This is a genomic window from Micrococcus sp. H39-S4 (assembly GCF_027158145.1).
GTDB classification, from domain to species: domain Bacteria; phylum Actinomycetota; class Actinomycetes; order Actinomycetales; family Micrococcaceae; genus Micrococcus; species Micrococcus luteus.
The window spans coordinates 293109-312292 of record NZ_JAPVLT010000001.1; the positions used below are offsets into that span (position 1 = coordinate 293109).

The 19184-nt window shown below is 74.6% G+C and carries 20 protein-coding genes, 1 tRNA gene and 1 pseudogene; 15 read left to right on the forward strand and 7 right to left on the reverse strand.

Annotated elements, in window-relative coordinates; all coding sequences use genetic code 11:
• Positions 1-42 precede the first annotated feature (42 nt).
• From rplS to O3T09_RS01415, 10 genes are all read left to right on the forward strand, one after another.
• Entirely contained in the window at positions 43-396 is a 354-nt protein-coding gene (gene rplS / locus O3T09_RS01370) for a 50S ribosomal protein L19 (protein WP_002853821.1), read from the forward strand.
• 36 nt (positions 397-432) lie between these two features.
• Positions 433-1176, forward strand: coding sequence for a signal peptidase I (gene lepB, locus O3T09_RS01375; RefSeq protein ID WP_269295294.1), 744 nt, complete (start codon positions 433-435; stop codon positions 1174-1176).
• Positions 1173-1772: a signal peptidase I gene (lepB, locus tag O3T09_RS01380; RefSeq protein WP_036312832.1), complete on the forward strand. Its 600-nt coding sequence runs from the start codon at positions 1173-1175 to the stop codon at positions 1770-1772. The genes lepB (O3T09_RS01375) and lepB (O3T09_RS01380) overlap by 4 nt, the downstream gene beginning before the upstream one ends.
• Positions 1769-2521, forward strand: a complete 753-nt coding sequence (locus O3T09_RS01385) for a ribonuclease HII (protein WP_145015490.1) — start codon at positions 1769-1771, stop codon at positions 2519-2521. The genes lepB (O3T09_RS01380) and O3T09_RS01385 overlap by 4 nt, the downstream gene beginning before the upstream one ends.
• Before the next feature lie 116 nt (positions 2522-2637).
• Positions 2638-2961, forward strand: a complete 324-nt coding sequence (locus tag O3T09_RS01390) for a DUF2469 domain-containing protein (RefSeq protein WP_002853817.1) — start codon at positions 2638-2640, stop codon at positions 2959-2961.
• Positions 2962-3095: 134 nt separating this feature from the next.
• Complete coding sequence (locus tag O3T09_RS01395; protein ID WP_098093050.1) at positions 3096-3515, forward strand: YraN family protein; 420 nt, start codon at positions 3096-3098, stop codon at positions 3513-3515.
• Positions 3512-5116, forward strand: coding sequence for a YifB family Mg chelatase-like AAA ATPase (locus tag O3T09_RS01400; protein WP_269295295.1), 1605 nt, complete (start codon positions 3512-3514; stop codon positions 5114-5116). Before O3T09_RS01395 ends, O3T09_RS01400 begins: the two co-directional genes overlap by 4 nt.
• Positions 5113-6387, forward strand: a complete 1275-nt coding sequence (locus O3T09_RS01405) for a DNA-processing protein DprA (protein ID WP_242679275.1) — start codon at positions 5113-5115, stop codon at positions 6385-6387. Before O3T09_RS01400 ends, O3T09_RS01405 begins: the two co-directional genes overlap by 4 nt.
• A gap of 43 nt (positions 6388-6430) precedes the next feature.
• The gene (locus O3T09_RS01410) at positions 6431-7471 is read left to right on the forward strand and encodes a tyrosine recombinase XerC (protein WP_269295296.1); all 1041 of its coding nucleotides are present in this window, start codon (positions 6431-6433) and stop codon (positions 7469-7471) included.
• Positions 7472-7641: 170 nt separating this feature from the next.
• Positions 7642-8145, forward strand: coding sequence for a DUF3145 domain-containing protein (locus O3T09_RS01415; RefSeq protein WP_020624513.1), 504 nt, complete (start codon positions 7642-7644; stop codon positions 8143-8145).
• A gap of 34 nt (positions 8146-8179) precedes the next feature.
• On the opposite strand, the gene fabF is transcribed toward O3T09_RS01415, so the two are convergent.
• The 6 genes and pseudogenes from fabF to aceE form a co-directional block, all read right to left on the reverse strand.
• The gene (gene fabF / locus O3T09_RS01420; protein WP_041103123.1) at positions 8180-9424 is read right to left on the reverse strand and encodes a beta-ketoacyl-ACP synthase II; all 1245 of its coding nucleotides are present in this window, start codon (positions 9422-9424) and stop codon (positions 8180-8182) included.
• Between the two features lie 176 nt (positions 9425-9600).
• On the reverse strand, positions 9601-9846 hold the full coding sequence (locus tag O3T09_RS01425; RefSeq protein WP_010078906.1) for an acyl carrier protein: 246 nt from the start codon (positions 9844-9846) through the stop codon (positions 9601-9603).
• 61 nt (positions 9847-9907) lie between these two features.
• A complete protein-coding gene (locus O3T09_RS01430; RefSeq protein WP_269295297.1) occupies positions 9908-10960 on the reverse strand; it encodes a beta-ketoacyl-ACP synthase III in 1053 nt (350 codons plus the stop codon).
• A gap of 32 nt (positions 10961-10992) precedes the next feature.
• Positions 10993-11916 (reverse strand): ACP S-malonyltransferase, encoded by a 924-nt coding sequence (locus O3T09_RS01435; RefSeq protein ID WP_159228121.1) that lies wholly within the window; start codon positions 11914-11916, stop codon positions 10993-10995.
• Between the two features lie 106 nt (positions 11917-12022).
• Positions 12023-13234: a PucR family transcriptional regulator gene (locus tag O3T09_RS11830; RefSeq protein ID WP_331282708.1), complete on the reverse strand. Its 1212-nt coding sequence runs from the start codon at positions 13232-13234 to the stop codon at positions 12023-12025.
• A gap of 36 nt (positions 13235-13270) precedes the next feature.
• A pseudogene (aceE, locus tag O3T09_RS01445) lies at positions 13271-16012 on the reverse strand (pyruvate dehydrogenase (acetyl-transferring), homodimeric type); the annotation flags it as partial.
• 254 nt (positions 16013-16266) lie between these two features.
• Here aceE and O3T09_RS01450 point away from each other — a divergent pair.
• The 5 genes from O3T09_RS01450 (at position 16267) to O3T09_RS01470 (ending at position 18542) form a co-directional block, all read left to right on the forward strand.
• On the forward strand, positions 16267-16698 hold the full coding sequence (locus O3T09_RS01450) for a DUF3052 domain-containing protein (RefSeq protein ID WP_049159217.1): 432 nt from the start codon (positions 16267-16269) through the stop codon (positions 16696-16698).
• Entirely contained in the window at positions 16691-17197 is a 507-nt protein-coding gene (locus O3T09_RS01455) for a redoxin domain-containing protein (RefSeq protein WP_060974032.1), read from the forward strand. Before O3T09_RS01450 ends, O3T09_RS01455 begins: the two co-directional genes overlap by 8 nt.
• A gap of 15 nt (positions 17198-17212) precedes the next feature.
• Positions 17213-17286: transfer RNA gene (locus tag O3T09_RS01460), tRNA-Val, on the forward strand.
• 75 nt (positions 17287-17361) lie between these two features.
• A complete protein-coding gene (locus O3T09_RS01465) occupies positions 17362-18201 on the forward strand; it encodes an AzlC family ABC transporter permease (protein ID WP_060974033.1) in 840 nt (279 codons plus the stop codon).
• Complete coding sequence (locus O3T09_RS01470; protein WP_010078898.1) at positions 18198-18542, forward strand: AzlD domain-containing protein; 345 nt, start codon at positions 18198-18200, stop codon at positions 18540-18542. The genes O3T09_RS01465 and O3T09_RS01470 overlap by 4 nt, the downstream gene beginning before the upstream one ends.
• Here the strand turns inward: O3T09_RS01470 and O3T09_RS01475 are convergent.
• Positions 18529-19011 carry a hypothetical protein gene (locus tag O3T09_RS01475; RefSeq protein WP_269295298.1) on the reverse strand — a complete coding sequence of 161 codons (483 nt, stop codon included), beginning with the start codon at positions 19009-19011 and terminating at the stop codon, positions 18529-18531. The genes O3T09_RS01470 and O3T09_RS01475 overlap by 14 nt on opposite strands.
• Between the last annotated feature and the right edge of the window lie 173 nt (positions 19012-19184).

Here is a 19184-nt window from a genome sequence, read left to right on the forward strand (position 1 = left end):
ATACCACGCGGTTGACCTGTGGCATCCGCCAGGAGAGACGACATGCACATTCTCGACTCGTTCGACAAGAAGACGCTGCGCGACGACATCCCGGAGTTCGCCCCCGGCGACACCGTCAAGGTGCACGTGAACATCATCGAGGGCAAGACCGCCCGCGTCCAGGTGTTCCAGGGCTACGTCATGGGCCGTCAGGGCTACGGCGTGCGCGAGACCTTCCGCGTCCGCAAGGTGTCCTTCGGCATCGGCGTGGAGCGCGTGTTCCCGGTGCACTCCCCGGTCATCGACAAGATCGAGGTCGTCACCAAGGGCGACGTGCGCCGCGCGAAGCTGTACTACATGCGCGACCGCCACGGCAAGGCCGCCCGCATCCGCGAGAAGCGCGCCGACGCCAAGTGATCATCCCGGTCGGCCCCGCCGACCGGTGATCGACCCATGCGCACCTCGGAGCCCCGTGACCCCCGCCGGTCACGGGGCTCCGTCGTGTCCGGGGCCGGCTCCTCCTCGGGCCCGACGGCGGCCCCCGCCTCCGGCGCGAGCCGCTGGTGGGCGTGGCTCGGCCTGACCGTGGTGGCCGCCGTCGTGGTGGCCGCGGTGCTGCGAGCCCTCACCGGCCCCGTCTACCTCATCCCCTCCGGGTCGATGGAGCCGACCCTGCAGCCCGGTGACCGCGTGCGGGTGGACGCCGCCGCGGCCGGCGGGCAGGGACTGCAACGCGGGGACGTGGTGGTGTTCGACGGTGCCGGCAGCCTGGCGCCGTACCGTTCGGCCGGATCGCTGGAGCGCGGTCTGGAGGACGTCGCCCGGTGGTGGGGCGTCGGCGCGGCCGAGGACGTGTTCGTCAAGCGCGTGCTGGCCCTGCCGGGGGACCGTCTCGAGTGCTGCGCCCCGGACGGGCGGCTGCTGCGCGAGGGCGAGCCGCTGGACGAGCCCTATCTCGGCAGGCCCGTGACCGCAGACGAGCCGGCCGCGGCGGGGACCTGGTCCTTCGAGGTGCCCGACGGGCGCATGGTCGTCCTGGGCGACCACCGCGCCGCCTCCCGGGACTCCCGCGCACTGTTGGGCGCCCCCGGCGGCGGGCTCATCCCGCTCGAGCGGGTCGAGGGCCGGGCCGCGGAGATCGTGTGGCCCCTGTCCCGCCGCGGGACCGTGGACGCCCCCTCCGGGGACACGCCGTGACGGGGCGCCGCACCGCGCTGATCGCGGCCGCCGTGACCGTACTCGCCTGCGTGCTGGCGTGGGCCTTCCTGGCGCGCATGTACGCCATCCCGTCCTCGTCCATGGAGCCCGGGCTGCGGGCCGGCGACCGCGTGGTCGCCACGCTGCTCACCCCGGATCCGTTCCCGGTGCGCCGCGGTGACGTGGTGGTGTTCGAAGACACGAAGGGCTGGCTGCCCGGGGGCGGCCACGTGATCAAGCGGGCCGTCGGGCTGCCGGGGGACATCGTCTCCTGGACGCCCGGCGAGGAGACGCTGCGCGTGAACGGGGTGCCCGTGGAGGAGCCGTACCTCGCGCCGGGGGAGACGCCCGCGCAGGAGGCGTTCGAGGTGACCGTGCCTGCGGGGCGACTGTGGGTGCTCGGTGACCATCGCTCGGCGTCGGCGGACTCCCGCGCGCACCGCGCCGGGCCCGGGGGCGGGTTCGTGGCCCTCGACGACGTGGTGGGCCGCGCCCGGTTCGTGGTCTGGCCGCTGGACCGGATCGGCGGCGCCGGCACCGACCCCGACGCGTTCGCCACCGTGCCGGACGCGCCCGCGCCGGAGGCTCGCACGTGACCGCCCGCCGGGGCGGTGGCCGGCCGACGGTGCGCGCCGGCCTGGACGTCGAGGCGGGGCTGGCCGCGCCGGCCCTCGCCGCGCGGGGAGCGGACCGGGTGCTGGTGGCGGGCATGGACGAGGTGGGCCGGGGCGCGCTGGCCGGGCCCGTCGTCGTCGGGGTGTGCGCCGCGTGGCTGCCCGCCGCCGGGCAGATCCCTCCGGTGCGCGACTCCAAGGCGCTCACGGACCGACGCCGGCGCGCCCTGGTCCCGCAGATCGAGGACTGGGCGGCCGGGGTGGCGCTGGGCGAGGCCGGCCCCGCGGAGATCGACGCGCTGGGGATCTCGGCGGCCCTCGGCCTCGCCGGGCGACGGGCGTGGGCGGCGCTGTGCGCCGCGGTGGGGCAGGAGCCGGTCGCCCTCGTGCTCGACGGCCGGGACGACTGGCTGAGCCGCTCCGATCCCGACGCCGGCCCCGCGCCCGCGCCGCGCCCGCTGCCGCCCGTGCCCACGATGCTGGTGCGGGCCGAGGACCGGTGCGCGACGGTGGCGGCCGCGTCGATCGCCGCGAAGGTGGCCCGCGACGACGTCATGATCGCCCTCGACGCGGAGCACCCCGGGTACGGGTGGGCCGGGAACAAGGGGTACGGCTCGGCCGCGCACCGGGCCGCCCTGGCCGAGCGCGGGGCGAGCCGGCAACACCGGCGCAGCTGGAACCTCGGGCTGCCGGGCGCGCCCGCGCAGGCGCCGCCCACCCTGTTCGACTGAGCCCCCGGGGTCGGGCGCGGCCGCCCGTTCGACGTGCGACCCCCGGACGGGGGAGGATGGAGACCGTGCGTGCCCGGACTGTCGCGGGTGCGCGGCGAACACTGAGGAGGCATGTCATGAGCGCAGACGACGTCGAGGACTTCGAGGCCGAGGCCGAGCTGCTGCTCTACCGCGAGTACCGGGACGTGGTGGGCCTGTTCCGCTACGTCGTGGAGACCGAGCGGCGCTTCTACCTCGCCAACGACGTGCGGCTGACGCCCCGCCAGGCGGACGGGGACGTGTTCTTCGAGATCCTGCTCGAGGACGCCTGGGTGTGGGACGTGTACCGCACGCAGCGGTTCATCAAGCGCGTGAAGGTGCTGACCTTCAAGGACGTGAACATCGAGGAGCTGCCCACCGAGGACCTGACGGTCCCGCCGGACGGCCAGCTGCCGAGCTGACCCACCCCTGATCGGCCCCGAGGGCGGGACGCCGACGTCCACTCCTGCACAGGCGTCCGGCCCCGCACAATCCCCGCCGTCGCCGACCCGGTGAACCCGCCCCAGGCCACCCTGGTGCCCAGGAGGTGGTCGGGATGACGGGGACCGCGGAACGGACCGGGGCGCAGCCGCCCGGAGACAGGCGCGCCAGCCGCGCGCACACGGCGCTGGGCCGGTTCGGCGAGGACGCCGCCGCGCGCTGGCTCGCCGAGCGCGGCTACGTGATCGCCGACCGCAACTGGCGGGGCGAGGCCGGAGAGCTGGACATCGTGGCCCACCACGCCGGCTGGTGGGTGGGCGTCGAGGTGAAGACCCGCTCGGGCCTGGCCTTCGGCGACCCGTTCGAGTCGATCGACCGGCGCAAGCTCACCCGGCTGCACCGCCTCACCGCGGCGTGGGTGCGGGCCCACGCCGCGGACCGCCGGGGCACGCCCTGGCGCGTCGACGCCGTCGCCGTGCTGGTGCCGCGCACGGGAGGGATCCGCTTCGACCTGCTGCAGGACGTGCGGCCGTGAGCGGCATCGGACGCACCCGCTCCATCACGCTGGCGGGTCTGCGCGGGGAGGTCGTGCACGTCGAGGCGGACATCGCCCAGTCCCTGCCCGGGTTCACCCTCCTCGGCCTGCCGGACCAGGCGCTGCAGGAGAGCCGGGACCGCATCCGCTCCGCCGCGCGCAACGCCGGACTGCCCCTGACCCGGCGGCACCTGACCGTGAACCTGCTGCCAGCGGGGGTGCACAAGCGGGGCGCCTGCCACGACCTGGCGATCGTCCTGGCGGCCTACGCCGCGGACGGGCGGGTGCGGAACGTCGAGGGGCCCGTGTTCCTGGCCGAGCTCGGTCTCGACGGCGCCCTGCACCGCTCGCCGGAGACCGTGGCGATGGTGATGGCCGCCGTCGACGCGGGGTGCTCCGAGGTGGTCGTCGCCGAGGACGCGGAGGCCGAGGCCCGACTGGTCCCCGGCGCTGAAGTCCGCGGCTTCGCCCATCTGCACGACGTCATCCGCGCCTTCGGCGGGGAACCGGACGGAGAGGCGCCCCGCCGCCCGACCCGGCGGCAGGTGCCAGCCCCGGAGCCGGAGCCGGCCCGTGCGGTGCCCGACCTGGCCGAGGTCGCCGGACAGGCCGAGGCCCGGTTCGCGCTCGAGGTCGCCGCGGCCGGCGCCCACCACCTGCTGCTCATGGGCGCCCCGGGGGCGGGCAAGACCATGCTCGCCGAGCGCCTGCCCGGGATCCTGCCGCCCCTGGACCGGCGCACCGCGCTCGAGTGCGCCGCCCTGCGCTCCCTTCGCGGTGGCGACGCCCGTGTCCGGCGCAGAGGCGGGACGGCCCAGGGGTTCGACGGCGACATCGACCGGACCCCGCCGTTCGAGGCACCCCACCACTCGGCGTCCCGCTCGGCCCTCGTGGGCGGCGGCAGCGGCCTCGCCCGGCCGGGAGCGGCCTCCCTCGCCCACGGCGGCGTCCTGTTCCTGGACGAGGCCCCCGAGTTCGAACGACGCACCCTCGAGGCGCTGCGCCAGCCCCTCGAGTCCGGGGAGGTGCTGCTGCACCGGGCCCTCGGCGCCGTCGTCTACCCGGCCCGGTTCCAGCTGGTGCTGGCCGCCAACCCCTGCCCGTGCGGCAAGGGCGGCGGCACGGGCGTCGAATGCCGGTGCAGCGTGCCCGAACGCCGGCGCTACGCCCAGCGGCTCTCCGGGCCGCTGCTGGACCGCGTCGACCTGCAGGTCACCGTGCGGCCCGTCGACGCGCGGCAGCTCACTGGGGTGCCCGCTTCCGAGACCACGTCGCAGGTGGCCGCCCGGGTCGCCGCGGCCGCCGACCGGCAGGCCCGGCGCTGGGCCGCCGCCGCCGAGCGCGGGCTCGTCCCGTCCGGGCTGCGCCGCAACGCACACGTCCCCGCCGCGGTGCTGCGACACGGCCCGTACGCCGTGCCCCGGGCGGCCCGCCGGCCCGCGGACGACGCCGTCGACCAGGGCCTGCTGAGCGCGCGCGGCCACGCCCGCGTCCTGCGCCTCGCCTGGACCCTGGCGGACCTGCGCGGCGCCGAACGGCCCGCACCCGAGGACACCGACGTGGCACTCACGCTGCGCCACCAGAACGAGGAGGACGCATGACCACCCACGTCACCCCGCGGGCAGACCACGTCCCCGTCGCCGGGCCGCGCCGGCCGGACGCCGCCCGGCTCGCCCGCGCCGCCCTGACCCGGCTGGTCGAGCCCGGGGACGCGCTCGCAGTGCAGACCGTCACGGCGCTGGGGCCGGAGCGGGCGCTCGCCCTGCTCACGGGCCGGGAGACGATCCAGCCCGCCGAACGCGATCTGCTCGCCGATCACGCCGGCACGCCCGACACGCTGCCCCGGCGCTGGGCCGCGGGCCTGGCCCGCTGGGCGCCCCGGGCCGCCCGACTGGAGCCGGAGCGCGACCTCGTGACTCTGCACCGGCTCGGGGGAGGCCTGCTGATCCCCGAGGACGACGCCTGGCCCGCCGCCCTGGCGGACCTGGGCGAGGAGGCGCCTCTGGGCCTGTGGTTCCGCGGCTCCGGAACGCTGCCTCCCGCGGACCGGATGCTCGCCGTCGTCGGCAGCCGGGAGGCGACCGCGTACGGGCGGACGGTGACCGCCCGCTGTGCCGCCCACGCCGTCCAGCAGGGCGCGTGCGTGATCTCCGGCGGCGCCTACGGCATCGACGGCGCCGCCCACCGGGCCGCACTCCAGGCGCCCGCCACACCGGAAGATGCGGTGGAACGCGGCGGCGTCCCGCCCACGGTGGCGGTGCTGGCCGGCGGCCTCGACCGGTTCTACCCGGCCGGCCACGAGGACCTGCTCCGCGCGGTGATGGCCGCCGGGCTGCTCGTGTCCGAGATGCCGCCCGGTGCGAGCCCCACGCGCTACCGGTTCCTGCAGCGCAACCGGGTCATCGCCGCGCTCGCGGGGGCCGTGCTGGTGGTCGAGGCGCGCTGGCGGTCGGGAGCGCAGAACACGGCGGGCCACGCGTTCGGCCTCGGCCGCGAGGTGGGCGTCGTCCCCGGCCCCGTGACCTCGCCCAGCTCCGCCGGCTGCCACCGTCTGCTGCAGGAGAGCCCCGCCCGTCTCGTGACCACCGAGCAGGAGGCCCTCGCCCTGCTCGGTCAGGCGCCCGCCCGGAGCGGCGGCGCGGGCGGGCGGGCCTCCACCCGGGCGGCTCCCGAGCCCGCCACAAGGCCCACCGACGGGCTCACGATGGAGGAGGCCCTCGTCCACGAGGCGCTGCCCCTGCGCCAGGCGGTGCCCGTCGACCGGATCACCGTCAGCGCCGGGCTCGCGCTGCCCACCGTCCTGGCCTGTCTGTCCCGGCTGCAGCGGGCGGGCCTGGCCGAACGGGTCGAGGACCGGTGGCGGCGCGCATGACCTCCGGCCGCGTCGCCCGGGGCGCGGATGGCAGAGTGGGGGGATGGCCCCGTCGTCCTCCGTCCGTCCCGCCCCGGCCCCGCGCGCCCCCTCGCCCCGGGACACGGCCTGGCTCGAGGCGTTCGAGGAGCACCTGCGCCACGAGCGGAACCGCAGCCCCCAGACCGTGCGCGCGTACCTCGCCGATCTGCATTCCCTCATCGACTACGTCGCCGGCACAGCCGCCACCGCGGGGACGCCCCCCGTGGACGACGATGCTCCCGCTCGCCACGGGCCCAGCGCACCGGACGTCCTCGCCGAGCTGGACATCGAGGACCTGCGCGGCTGGCTGGCGGCCATGAGCGGGGCCGGCCTCGCCCGCGCGACCCTGGCCCGCCGGGTGGCCGCCGTCCGCACCTTCGCGGCCTGGCTGCGCCGGGAGGGCCTGCGCTCGGACGACCCCGCCCTGCGGCTGCGCTCGCCCCGACCCGAGGGGACGCTGCCCCACGTGCTCCAGGAGCAGCAGGCGACCCGGCTCCTCGCGGCTGCCCAGGAGCGTGTGGACGCCGCCGCCGCGGGCGACGACCCCGCCGCCCACGCGCTGGCCCTGCGGGACGCCGCCCTGCTCGAGCTGCTCTACGCCACCGGCGCCCGGGTGGCCGAACTCTCCGCCCTGGACGTGGACGACCTCGAGGCCGGCCGCGGCGTCGTCCGGCTGACCGGCAAGGGAGACCGGCAGCGCACCGTCCCCTACGGCGACCCCGCGGGCCGCGCCCTCCAAGCGTGGCAGCGGCTCGGTCGCCCCCGCCTGGCCCGGCCGGACTCCGGCCCCGCCCTCTTCCTCGGCGCACGCGGCGGCCGGCTGGGGGTGCGCCAGGCGCGCACCGTCGTCGACCGGGCGCTCGAGGGCCTGGGGGACACCGCGGCCCGCGGGCCGCACGCGCTGCGCCACACGGCCGCGACCCACCTCCTCGACGGCGGCGCCGACCTGCGCAGCGTGCAGGAGCTGCTGGGCCATGCATCCCTGCGCACCACGCAGGTCTACACGCACGTCTCGATCGATCGCCTCCGCGAGGGCTACCGGCAGGCCCACCCACGCGCCTGACGCCTCCCCGGAGCGCCCCCGGCCCCTCCACTGCGCCACCGCGACACGCGCGGCGGCGCACCGCCTCGTTGCCGGCCCGGCATCCCTGGTGCACAATGGCCCCAGGATCCACCGGAGCCGCGACGTGGTCGTAGGGGAAGACGCACCGCATCGCACCCCCGGAGGCATCCATGACCAGCACCCAAACCCGCGGCGTGGTCCACATCCTCTCCGCCCCCACCGCCCTCTGCCCCCACGTGGAGTGGGCGCTGAGCTCCGTGCTCGGCCCCGCGACCTCGGTGGAGTGGGAGGGTCAGCCGGTCGCGCCCGGCCAGCACCGCGCCGAGGTGCACTGGACGGCGCCCGCCGGCACCGGCGCGCGTCTGGCCTCCGCCCTGCGTGGCTGGCCGCACCTGCGCTTCGAGATCACGGAGGAGCCGTCCGCCGGGGTCGACGGCTCGCGCTGGTCCCACACCCCGGACCTCGGCATCTTCCACGCCACCACGGATGTCTCCGGCAACATCATGGTCTCCGAGGACCGCATCCGGTACGCCTACGAGGCCGGCGCGGGCGACCCCAGCGTGCTGATGCACGAACTCTCCCTCGCGCTCGGCGAGGCCTGGGATGATGAGCTCGAGCCGTTCCGGCTGGCCGCCGCCCACGCCAACGTGCGCTGGCTGCACCGCGCCGTCTGAGCCTTCGTCCGGCCGACGCGGGCGGCGCTCCGGCTCAGACGCTGCGGAACACGGCCACCGCGTTGTGGCCGCCGAAGCCGAACGAGTTCTTCACGGCCACGCGCGGCCCCTCGGGCAGGCGGGCGGGGGAGCCGGTGACCACGTTCAGCGGGATCTCCGGGTCCTGGTGGTCCAGGTTGATGGTCACGGGCGCCTGGCCGTGGTGGACGGCGAGCACGGACAGGATCGACTCGATCGCACCCGAGGCGCCCAGCAGGTGGCCGGTCTGGGACTTCGTGGCCGAGACCTGCACCTGGTCCAGGTGATCGCCGAACACGGCCCGCATGGCCAGGTACTCCGGCGCGTCGCCCTTCGGTGTGGACGTCGCGTGGGCGTTCACGTGGCACACGTCCTCGGGGGTGATGTCGGCCGACCTCAGGGCGGCGCGCATCGCACGGGTCGCGCCCAGGCCCTCGGGCTCGGGCGCGGTGATGTGGTGGGAGTCGGAGCTGACGCCCGCGCCGGCCAGCTCGGCGTACACGCGCGCGCCGCGGGCCTTCGCGTGCTCCTCCGACTCGATCACCATGACGCCGGCGCCCTCGCCGAGGACGAAGCCGTCGCGGTCCACGTCGTAGGGGCGGGACGCGGCCTGCGGGTCGTCGTTGCGCTTGGACAGCGCCTGCATCGCGGCGAACGCGGCCATCGGCAGCGGGTGCACGGCGGCCTCGGCGGCGCCGCAGATCACGACGTCGGCCTGGCCGGAGCGGACGAGCAGCAGCGCGGTCTCGAGCGCCTCGGTGCCGGCGGCGCACGCGGACACCACCGTGCGGGCGCCGGCGCGGGCGCCGAACTCGAGGGAGAGCGCGCCGGCGGCGCCGTTGGGCATGAGCATCGGGACGGTCATGGGCAGCACGCGGCGCGGGCCGCGCTCGCGCAGGGTGTCCCAGCCGTCCAGGAGGGTCCACACGCCGCCGATGCCGGTGCCGAAGGCCACGGCGAGCCGGTCGCCGTCGACCTCCGCGCCCTCGAGGCCGGCGTCCTTCCAGGCCTCGCGCGCGGCGACGGTCGCCATCTGGGTGGCCGGGTCCTGGCGCTTCTGCTCCACCTTGGACAGGACCTCGGAGGTGGGCACGGCCAGCTCGGCCGCGAAGGTGACCGGCAGCTCGTACTTCTCCACCCAGTCGTGCTCCATGGTGCGCGCACCGGAGACGCCCTGCAGGGCATGGGACCAGAAGGTGGGCACGTCGCCGCCGATGGGCGTGGTGGCGCCGAGGCCGGTGATCACTGCGGTGCGGGTCATGGGTCTGCTGCCTCTGGGTCTCGAGTGGGGATCGGGCGGAGGGGTGTCGTCGGCACGACGCGCGGCGCTCGCCGGGGTGCCGGAAGTCGAGGGTGTCGGGGGCCGGGGGCGCTCACGCGCCCCCGGCGCTCACCGAGGGGACGGGGCGGGCCCGGCCCGCCGCCGTCGTGGGGCGATCAGGCCTGGGCGCCGTCGATGAAGTCGACGGCGTCCTGGACGGTCTTGAGGTTCTTGACCTCCTCGTCCGGGATCTTCACGCCGAACTTGTCCTCGGCGTTGACCACGATGGTCATCATCGAGATCGAGTCGATGTCCAGATCGTCCGTGAAGGACTTCTCCGGCTGCACCTCGGCGGTGTCGAGGCCGGTCTCCTCGTTCACGATCTCGGCGAGGCCGGCGAGGATCTCTTCCTTGGAAGCCATGGGGCGTCTCCTTCGGTAGGGGTGTGGGGTGTACGTGGACAGTGAATCAGACGGCGCCGCCTCAGGGGAGACGGACCACCTGGGCTCCGTAGACCAGCCCGGCGCCGAAGCCGATCTGCAGGGCCAGGCCGCCGGAGAGCTCGGGGTTCTCCTCCAGCAGACGGTGCATGGCCAGCGGGATGGACGCGGCCGACGTGTTGCCGGCGTCCGCGATGTCCCGGGCCACGACGACGGACTCCGGCAGCTTCAGCTGCTTGGCGAACTCGTCGATGATCCGCATGTTGGCCTGGTGCGGGATGAACGCGGCGAGGTCCTCGGGCTCCACGCCCGCGGCGTCGAGGGCCTCGCGGGCCACCTTCGCCATCGACCACACGGCCCAGCGGAAGACGGAGGGCCCGTCCTGGCGCAGCGTGGGCCAGAGCATCCCCTCCGCGCCGGTGATCGCCGAGGCGTCGCCCGTGGTGCGGGCGTGCTCCACGGCGTCGCGCAGCTCCAGCTGCGAGTGCGTCATGGAGATCGTGGACCAGCGCTCCCCGTCCGAGCCCCACACCGAGGGGGAGATGCCCGGCTCGTCCGCGGCCGACACGATCACGGCGCCCGCGCCGTCGCCCAGGAGGAAGGAGATGGAGCGGTCCGTGGGATCCACGACGTCGGAGAGGCGCTCGACGCCGACCACGAGCACGTGCCGCGCGGTGCCGGAACGCACGAGCGCGTCGGCCTGGGCCACGCCGTAGCAGTAGCCGGCGCACGCGGCGGAGACGTCGTAGGCGGGCGCCGGGGTGGCCCCGATCTCGTGCGCCACGAGGGCCGCGGCCGAGGGGGTGGCGTGCGGGAAGGTGACGGTCGAGACGATCACGGCGTCCAGGTCCGAGCCCTGCAGGCCGGCCCGCTCGAGGGCCTCCCGGGCGGCGCCCACGGCCATGACGGGCACGGTCTCCTCCGCCGTGGCGCGCTGGCGCGTGACGATGCCGGTGCGCTGGCGGATCCACTCGTCCGACGAGTCGATGGGGCCGATGAGGTCCTCGTTGGGGACCAAATTCGCCGGGCGGTAGACGCCCACGGCCACGATGCGGCTGGCCGCGGGGCGCTCGTGCTGCTTCAGGGTGACGGTCATGGTGCTTCTCTCTGCCGGGCGGTGCGCGGGGTTCAGGCCGAGTGCTCGGCCAGGAACGCCCGCGCGGCGTCCAGGTCCTCGGGGGTCTTCACGGCGAGCTGCGCGGTGCCCTTGAGACCGCGCTTGGCCAGTCCGGTCAGTGTGCCACCGGGCAGCAGCTCCAGGACGCCCGTGACCTGCCGCGTGGCCATGGTCGCCATGCACAGGTCCCAGCGGACCGGGCGGGTGACCTGGTCCACGATCCGGGCGAGCACGTCCGTGCCGGACTCGACGGCCTCGCCGTCCCGGTTGGACAGCAGGGGCAGGCGCGGGTCCGAGGGGGAGAGGCCGGCGACGTGGGCCGCGAGGTCGTCCACGGCGGGGCGCATGTGCTCCGTGTGGAACGCGCCGGCCAGCTTGAGCGGGATCACGCGGGCGCGGGCGGGGGCGGACTCGGCGAGCGCGCCGAGGGCCTCCGCGGTGCCGGCGGCGACGATCTGGCCGGCGCCGTTGACATTGGCGGGCGTCAGGCCCGCCGCGTCGATGGCCGCGAGGACCTCGTCCTGGTCCCCACCCACGACGGCGGCCATGCCCGTGGGCGTGGCCGCGGCGGCCCGGGCCATGCCGGTGGCGCGCACGCGCACCAGCGAGAGGGCCTCAGCGGGCGACAGCACGCCGGTGACGGCGGCCGCGGTGATCTCGCCCACGGAGTGGCCGGCCACGACGGTCGACTCCGGTGCGGCGGCGTCCGCTTCGAGGGCCGCGGCGGCCACCAGGCCGGCCGCCACGATCAGCGGCTGGGCGACGGCGGTGTCCTTGATGGTCTCCTCGTCCGACTCGGTGCCGTGGCGGATCAGGTTCACGCCCGCGGCGTCGGAGAGGGATGCGAGCAGGTCGCGGGTCCCGTCCAGCTCGAGCCAGGGGGCGAGGAAGCCGGGCGTCTGGGACCCCTGTCCGGGGCAAACGATGGCAAGCATTCCTCCATCGTGTCAGGATCGGCCGCCATCCCGGGCAGATCGCGCCACGAAGCACGGCGAGTCGGTTTGGAGGGTTTCTACAAGCGGGGGTGTGCGCCGCCCCGGCTCAGTCCGACCCGTCCCCGGTCGTCTGCCGCGCCCCCGCGAGCCGGCCCAGGGTGATCGCGGTCTGCAGGACGTACGCGTCGCGGGGGACCAGCGGGTCCCAGCCGGTCACCTCGGCCACCCGCTTGAGGCGGTACCGCACGGTGTTCGCGTGGACGAACAGCTCGCGGGCCGTACCCTCGAGCGAGTGGCCCAGCGCGCCGTACGCGTCCACGGTCTCCAGCAGGGAGGTGCCGGCGTCGGCCAGGGGCGTGAACACCCCGTCCACGAGGGCCTCCCGGGCCGTGGGGTCGCCCAGCAGCGCCCGCTCGGGCAGCAGGTCCTCCGCCGGGGTGGGCCGGCTCGCCCGGGGGTGGGCGGCCGCGGCGCTGAACCCGGCGAGGGTGTGCCGCGCCGAGACGTGCGCCGAGACCAGCGAGTCCACGACGGGTCCCACGATCACCGGTCCCGGCGCGAACCAGGGCGCGAGCGCCTCGCCCACCGCCCGCGCGTCCCGCACCGAGCCGACCACGAGGACGAGCCGTTCGGACTGCACGCCCACGAGCAGGTCGCAGTCGAGCCTCGCCGCGGCCCGCCGCAGGTCCGGGATGAACGCGGGCTTGTCCTGCCCCGGGGCGAGACCGGCCATGACCATCACGTCGTGGTCCCCACGCCAGCCCAGCGCGGTGGCCCGGTGCCGGATCTCGTCCGGGTCCTGCCCGCGCAGCACCGCGTCCAGCAGGACCGACTCGAGCCGCGAGTCCATCGCTCCGCGCATCTCCGCGGCCCGGGCGTACACGTCTGCGAGCGCGAACGCGACCTCGCGCGAGTAGTGGAGGATGTGCTCGCGGACGGGCGCCTGGTCGCGCTCGGCCAGCAGCTCCGGCACCCGCGTCTCGACGACGTCCACCATCGTCCGGATGAGCTGGAGGGCCCGCTGCAGCGAGATCGCCCGGGTGAGATCGGTGGGCGCGGGCCCGAAGACGTCCTGCAGGACGTGGCCCGTGGAGGTGGGCCGCTCGAACCACGTGAGGAAGCCCTGCAGGGCGCGCTGGGCCACGAGCCCGAGGGCGCTGCGCTCGTCCGGGGTGAGTCGGCGGTACCAGGGCAGGGTGGCGTCCAGCCGCTGCAGCACCGCCGTGTTCAGTGCCCCCAGGTGGCTCCGGAGGCGGGCCAGCCCGTCGGTGCTCACGGGGCGAGGGGCGGCGGGGCGGGGCTCGGGCATGCGCTCCATCCTAGGCGCGTGTTGTGGGGTTCCTACAGCGACGACGCCGGCCGCGATGCCGGTGGTGCCGGCGTTGACGTCGTCCAGGCGGTACTTCTCGTGCGCCTTCGCGGCCGTGCCCCGCTCGACCTCGCCCTCCTCCTCGAGGAGCTGCAGCGCGCGGACCACCATCGAGTGGGTGTCGATGAGGAAGTACCGACGGGCGGCGGCGCGGGTGTCCGCGAAGCCGAACTCGTCGGCGCCGAGCGCCGAGAAGCGGTTCGGCACGAACGGGCGGATCTGGTTCGTCCACGAGGTGGAGTAGTCCGAGGTGGCCACGATCGGGCCCTCGGCCCCCTGCAGCGCCTGCGTCACGTAGGGCACGCGCGGGGTGGCGGACGGGTCCTTCAGGGCGTCCTTCTCCGCCGCGACGGCGTCGCGGTACAGCTCGTTGTAGGAGGTCACCGACCACACGGAGGCGTTCACGCCCCACTCCTCGGAGAGGATCCGCTGGGCGTCGAGCGCCCACGGCACGGAGACGCCGGAGCCCAGGAGCTGGACCTTCGGGCCGTCGCCCTGGCCCTCGGAGAGGCGGTAGATGCCCTTGAGCAGGCCCTCCACGTCGAGGCCCTCGGGCTCCTCGATGTGGGTGATCGGCTCGTTGTACACCGTGAGGTAGTAGATGACGTTGCGGACGTCGTCCCCGCGGTCGTGGTCGCCGTACATGTCCTCCAGGCCCTGGCGCACGATGTGGGCGATCTCGTACGAGTACGCCGGGTCGTAGTGCTTCACGGCCGGGTTCGTGGACGCCAGGACGGGGGAGTGACCGTCCATGTGCTGGGTGCCCTCGCCGGCGAGGGTGGTGCGCCCGGCGGTGGCGCCGATCATGAAGCCGCGCGCGAGCTGGTCGCCTGCGGCCCAGATGTTGTCCGCGGTCCGCTGGAAGCCGAACATCGAGTAGAAGATGTACACCGGGATCATCGGCTCGCCGTGCGTGGAGTACGCCGTGCCGATCGCGTTGAACGCCGCGGTGGCGCCGTCCTCGTTGATGCCGACGTGGTAGATCTTCCCCTGCGGGGACTCCTTGTAGGACAGGAACAGGTCCCGGTCCACGGACAGGTAGTTCTGCCCCTTGGGGTTGTAGATCTTCGCGGTCGGGAAGAACGAGTCCATGCCGAAGGTGCGGGCCTCGTCCGGGATGATCGGCACGAAGCGCGGTCCCATGTTCTTGTCCCGCATCAGGTCCTTGAGCAGGCGCACGAACGCCATGGTCGTGGCGGCCTGCTGCTTGCCCGATCCCTTGCGGGCCTGCTTGTACGCGGACTCCGGGGGCAGCGGGATCGCGTGGTAGTCGCTGCGCCGCTCCGGCACGAAGCCGCCCAGCTCCTTGCGCCGCTCCATCATGTACCTGATCTCCGGGGCGTCGGCACCCGGGTGGTAGTACGGGATGTTGTACGGGTCCTTCTCGATCTGCTCGTCCGAGATCGGGATGCGGTGGCGGTCCCGGAACACCTTGAGGTCGTCCACCGTCAGCTTCTTCATCTGGTGCGTGGCGTTGCGGCCCTCGAAGGACTTGCCCAGGCCGTAGCCCTTGATGGTGTGGGCCAGGATGACGGTGGGCTGGCCCTTGTGCTCCATGGCGGCCTTGTAGGCGGCGTAGACCTTCTTGTAGTCGTGGCCGCCGCGCTTGAGGCCCCAGATCTCGTCGTCGGTCATGTCCGCCACCATCTCCTTGGTGACGGAGGACCGGCCGAAGAAGTGGTCGCGCACGAAGCCGCCGGACTCGGCCTTGTAGGTCTGGTAGTCGCCGTCGAGCGTCTCGTTCATGATGCGCACGAGCTCGCCCTCGTCGTCGACCTCGAGCAGCGGATCCCACTCGCGGCCCCACAGGACCTTGATGACGTTCCAGCCGGCGCCCCGGAAGTAGGACTCCAGCTCCTGGACGATCTTGCCGTTGCCGCGCACCGGCCCGTCGAGACGCTGCAGGTTGCAGTTGATCACGAAGGTGAGGTTGTCGAGCTTGTCGTTGGCCGCGACGTGCAGCTGACCGCGCGACTCGGGCTCGTCCATCTCGCCGTCGCCGAGGAAGGCCCACACGTGCTGGTCGGAGGTGTCCTTGATGCCGTTGTTGTGCAGGTACCGGTTGGTCTGCGCCTGGAAGATGGCGTTCATCGGCCCCAGGCCCATGGACACGGTGGGGTACTGCCAGAAGTGCGGCATCATCCGCGGGTGCGGGTAGGAGGGCAGGGCGTGGCCCTGGCGGGACTTCTCCTGGCGGAAGCCGTCGAGGTCCTGCTCGGTCAGGCGGCCCTCGAGGAACGCGCGGGCGTAGTTGCCCGGCGAGGAGTGGCCCTGGAAGAAGATGTGGTCGCCGCCGCCCGGGTGGTCCTGGCCGCGGAAGAAGTGGTTCAGGCCCACCTCGTAGAGGGTCGCCTGGCCCGCGTAGGAGGAGATGTGGCCGCCGACGCCGACGGCGTCGCGCTGGGCGCGCTGCACGAGGGCCATGGCGTTCCACCGCAGGTAGTTGCGGTAGCGGCGCTCGAGCTCCTCGTCACCCGGATACTCCGGCTCCTGGTCCGCCGGGATCGTGTTCACGTAGTCCGTGGTGGTCACGTAGGGCAGGGCGACGGACTGGGCGCTCGCGCGCTGCATGAGGGAGCGCATGATGTACTGCGCCCGCTCCGTGCCGCGCTCCTCGATGAGTCCGTCGAGGGACTCGATCCACTCCGACGTCTCCTGGGGATCCTTGTCCGGGAGCTGGTCGGTCAGACCGCTGCGGATCTGCGAGCTCTCTTCGGCTGCGCTCACGGTGCCTCCTGGTTCTCGTGCGGAGGGGTGCTCCGCGGTGGGCTGCGGGCAGACGATCCGGTCCGGGCCCGCGACGCCGAGCCGGGCGCATCGCCCGGAGAGTGCGTCTGTTCCTCCCCAGAGTAGACCGGAGCCGTCGCGTCCGCCCGGCCGGAGGCCCCGGAACGGCGGCGTCCACGGCGTATGGTGGTCATCATCACCCGCTCGACGGCGCGGGCCGCAGTGCCCGCCACCATCAAGGAGGACCGGACACTATGCAGGCTGGGTCGACGCCGACCTCGACGGACAGCGCCCTGCTGGCGGAGCTCGCCCTCTCGAGGGGCGACCTGGTGCAGGAGTGGGGGTACGACGACGACGTCGACTTCACCTTCCGTGACGCGCTCGAGGACGCGCTCGGCGAGGAGCTGCTGACCGAGGAGGATCAGGAGCCGGCGGACGCCGTCCTCTTCTGGTGGCGCGCGGACGACGGCGACGTCATGGATCTCGTGGACGCCCTCGTGGACGCCCAGCGGTCCCTCGATGCCGGCCCCGTCTGGATCATGACCCCCCGCAAGGGGCGCCCCGGCCACGTCAGCCCGGCGGACGTCGCCGAGGCCGCCTCCACCGCAGGCCTGCACGCCACCACCGGGGCCGGTGCCTCCGAGGACTGGGCCGCTCAGAAGCTCGTCCAGAAGCGCGGTGGCTGAGCCCCCGTCCGGCGGGACGCGGGGCGCCGACGTCGTCCCCGCGCTGCGCGACGACCACGGCCAGAGGTGGCCGTGGCCGCCGACGCGCGGGCCCGAGGACGCGGCCGCGCCGCGGGGCACGTGGCTCGTCTTCCTGCCCGGGGCGTTCACGCCGGTGTGCACGGACGAGCTCGGCTGGATCGGGGCGCTCGCCGAGGACGTGGCGGTCGACGAGGTGGCTGTCCGCGTGGTCTCCTGTGACGCCGCCCCCGTGCTGCGCCGCGTCCGCGAGGAGCTGGCGCTGCCGGAGCCGCTCACCCTGCTCTCCGACTTCTGGCCCCACGGCGCGGCCTGCCGTGCCCTCGACGTCTTCGACGCGGAGACCGGGCGGCCCCGCCGCGTCTCCGTGCTGCTCGACGCGGACGGGGTCGAGGCCGCGCGCGTGGTCGCCGCCCCGGGGCAGGCACGCACCCGGGGTGAGCACGAGGCCGCGACGCGCGACCTGCTCGTGGACCGGTAGCCTGGACGGACACCGGCACCTGTAGCTCAGTCGGTCAGAGCATCTCGTTTACACCGAGAGGGTCGGGGGTTCGAGTCCCTCCGGGTGCACCGATCGCGGGGCCATGACACGGCGTGACGCCGCGGCTCCGTCATGCCGACCGCCCGTCAGGCGCCTATGAGAGCATGCTCACCATCATGGGCTCCTCGTCAGCGTCCTCGCGCGCCTCCGCTCCGCCCTCGCGGTGGGCCGAGGTGCGCTCCGGCGTCGCCGTGACGCTGGGCGCCGGCCTCGGCCTGTTCCCCCTGGGCGTGGCCTTCGGGATGCTCGTGGTCCAGGCCGGGCTGCCCGCGTGGGTCGCACCCCTGTTCTCCGTGGTCGTGTTCGCCGGGTCCGTCGAGCTGCTGCTCGTCTCGCTGGTGGTGGCGGGCACGCCGCTGCTCACGATCGCCGTGACGGTGTTCCTCGTGAACTTCCGCCACGTGTTCTATGCGTTCAGCTTCCCGCTGCGCGTGGTCCGGGGGCGCCTCGCGCGGATCTACTCGATGGGCGCCCTGATCGACGAGGCCTACGCCATCGCCGCCGCCCAGCCCCGCGGTTGGACGGCGCCCCGGCTGCTGGCCATGCAGATCGCGCTGCATGCGTATTGGGTGCTCGGGGGCCTCGCCGGGGTGGCCGTCGCGTGGCTGCTGCCCGTGCCGGTCGAGGGCCTCGAGTTCGCGCTCGTCGCCCTCTTCATCGTGCTCGCCATGGACGCCGCCCGCACGCGGGCCCAGCTGCCCCTCGTGCTGGCGGCCGCGGTCGCCGTCGGGGTGGCTCTGCTGCTCGCGCCCGCGCAGGTGCTCGTCGTCGCCTTCGCCCTCTACGCCGCGGTGCTGATCGCGTTCCACGTGCTCGCCGCGCGCGGGACCGCCCTGCCGCTGCCTGAGCCCGTGCCCGTCACCGGGCCGGTGCCCGTCGTCGCCGCGGCGGGGGAGCGGGCCGTCACGGATGCCGAGCCCGGCGTCGAGGAGGACCCCCGATGACCGGCGCCGCGTACCTGGTGGCCGCGGCCGTCGTCGCGGGCCTCGTGACCTTCTGCCTGCGCGCGTTGCCGTTCGCACTGCTGCAGCCGCTGCGGGAGTCCGTGCTCGCCGCGCGGCTGGCGGTGTGGATGCCTGCCGGCGTGCTGACCATCCTGGCCCTCGTGATGCTGCTCGACGCCGCGGCGCTGGCCCCTGGAGAGCCCGTGGACGGGACGCGGGTGGCCCACGCGCTGATCGCGGCGGCGGTGACAGTCGTCGTGCATCTGCTGGCCGGGCGGCGGACCCTGGTCTCGATCGCCGCCGGCACGCTGGCGTACGTGCTGTTGGTCAACCTGGCCTGACCGGCGGCGGGGCGGATTCGCCCAGGCGTTCGGCCCATGCGCGGGTCGCCGCGGCGAGGCGCCGGCCGTAGGCGGTGACCCCGTCTGACAGCGTCCCGGCGTTGTAGAGCGTCCCCGCCCGGGCGATCCCCTCCGCGGAGAGGTCGCCGCGCAGGTGACCGCGCAGGATCTCCAGCCCGAAGGCCAGGTTGTCCTCCGGCTCCCACAGGTGGAGACCGCGCTCCGCCGCCTGCGCGAAGTATGGCGGCCACGTGATCTGCGCGGGCCCCACGCCGTTGGACTTCTCACCCTGCGCCACCCGGGCCACGAGCTCCTCATAGCGCTCCCGGGTCACGAGGACGTCCGTCCCGCGCGGGGCGCTGTGCACACCGCCGGCGTCGTGCCCGAAGACGTTCCGGCCACCGGACTCGAGCTCGGCCAGGGCCGCCGCCACCGCGAGGGGAACGTCCGCCCGGCGTGCGGCGGCCACGATCGCCGCGGCGTTGTCGAGGTGTCGGCCGAGCGTCGCCGTCGGGTCGGAGGAGCGGTCGCGGGCGGAGCGGCGGGTGAGGAGGTCGCGGAGCCCATGATGGTGAGCATGCTCTCATAGGCGCCTGACGGGCGGTCGGCATGACGGAGCCGCGGCGTCACGCCGTGTCATGG

What these genes read in the sequence shown, in the direction of transcription:
- O3T09_RS01410 (WP_269295296.1), top strand. Translation starts at nt 6,431, where the DNA reads ATGGCCCCGTCGTCCTCCGTCCGTCCCGCCCCGGCCCCGCGCGCCCCC.
- O3T09_RS01470 (WP_010078898.1), top strand. Translation starts at nt 18,198, where the DNA reads ATGACCGGCGCCGCGTACCTGGTGGCCGCGGCCGTCGTCGCGGGCCTC.
- O3T09_RS01395 (WP_098093050.1), top strand. Translation starts at nt 3,096, where the DNA reads ATGACGGGGACCGCGGAACGGACCGGGGCGCAGCCGCCCGGAGACAGG.
- fabF (WP_041103123.1), bottom strand. Translation starts at nt 9,424, where the DNA reads ATGACCCGCACCGCAGTGATCACCGGCCTCGGCGCCACCACGCCCATC.
- O3T09_RS01390 (WP_002853817.1), top strand. Translation starts at nt 2,638, where the DNA reads ATGAGCGCAGACGACGTCGAGGACTTCGAGGCCGAGGCCGAGCTGCTG.
- lepB (WP_269295294.1), top strand. Translation starts at nt 433, where the DNA reads ATGCGCACCTCGGAGCCCCGTGACCCCCGCCGGTCACGGGGCTCCGTC.
- O3T09_RS01415 (WP_020624513.1), top strand. Translation starts at nt 7,642, where the DNA reads ATGACCAGCACCCAAACCCGCGGCGTGGTCCACATCCTCTCCGCCCCC.
- rplS (WP_002853821.1), top strand. Translation starts at nt 43, where the DNA reads ATGCACATTCTCGACTCGTTCGACAAGAAGACGCTGCGCGACGACATC.
- O3T09_RS01430 (WP_269295297.1), bottom strand. Translation starts at nt 10,960, where the DNA reads ATGACCGTCACCCTGAAGCAGCACGAGCGCCCCGCGGCCAGCCGCATC.
- O3T09_RS11830 (WP_331282708.1), bottom strand. Translation starts at nt 13,234, where the DNA reads ATGGAGCGCATGCCCGAGCCCCGCCCCGCCGCCCCTCGCCCCGTGAGC.
- O3T09_RS01465 (WP_060974033.1), top strand. Translation starts at nt 17,362, where the DNA reads ATGCTCACCATCATGGGCTCCTCGTCAGCGTCCTCGCGCGCCTCCGCT.
- O3T09_RS01435 (WP_159228121.1), bottom strand. Translation starts at nt 11,916, where the DNA reads ATGCTTGCCATCGTTTGCCCCGGACAGGGGTCCCAGACGCCCGGCTTC.
- O3T09_RS01425 (WP_010078906.1), bottom strand. Translation starts at nt 9,846, where the DNA reads ATGGCTTCCAAGGAAGAGATCCTCGCCGGCCTCGCCGAGATCGTGAAC.
- O3T09_RS01450 (WP_049159217.1), top strand. Translation starts at nt 16,267, where the DNA reads ATGCAGGCTGGGTCGACGCCGACCTCGACGGACAGCGCCCTGCTGGCG.
- O3T09_RS01405 (WP_242679275.1), top strand. Translation starts at nt 5,113, where the DNA reads ATGACCACCCACGTCACCCCGCGGGCAGACCACGTCCCCGTCGCCGGG.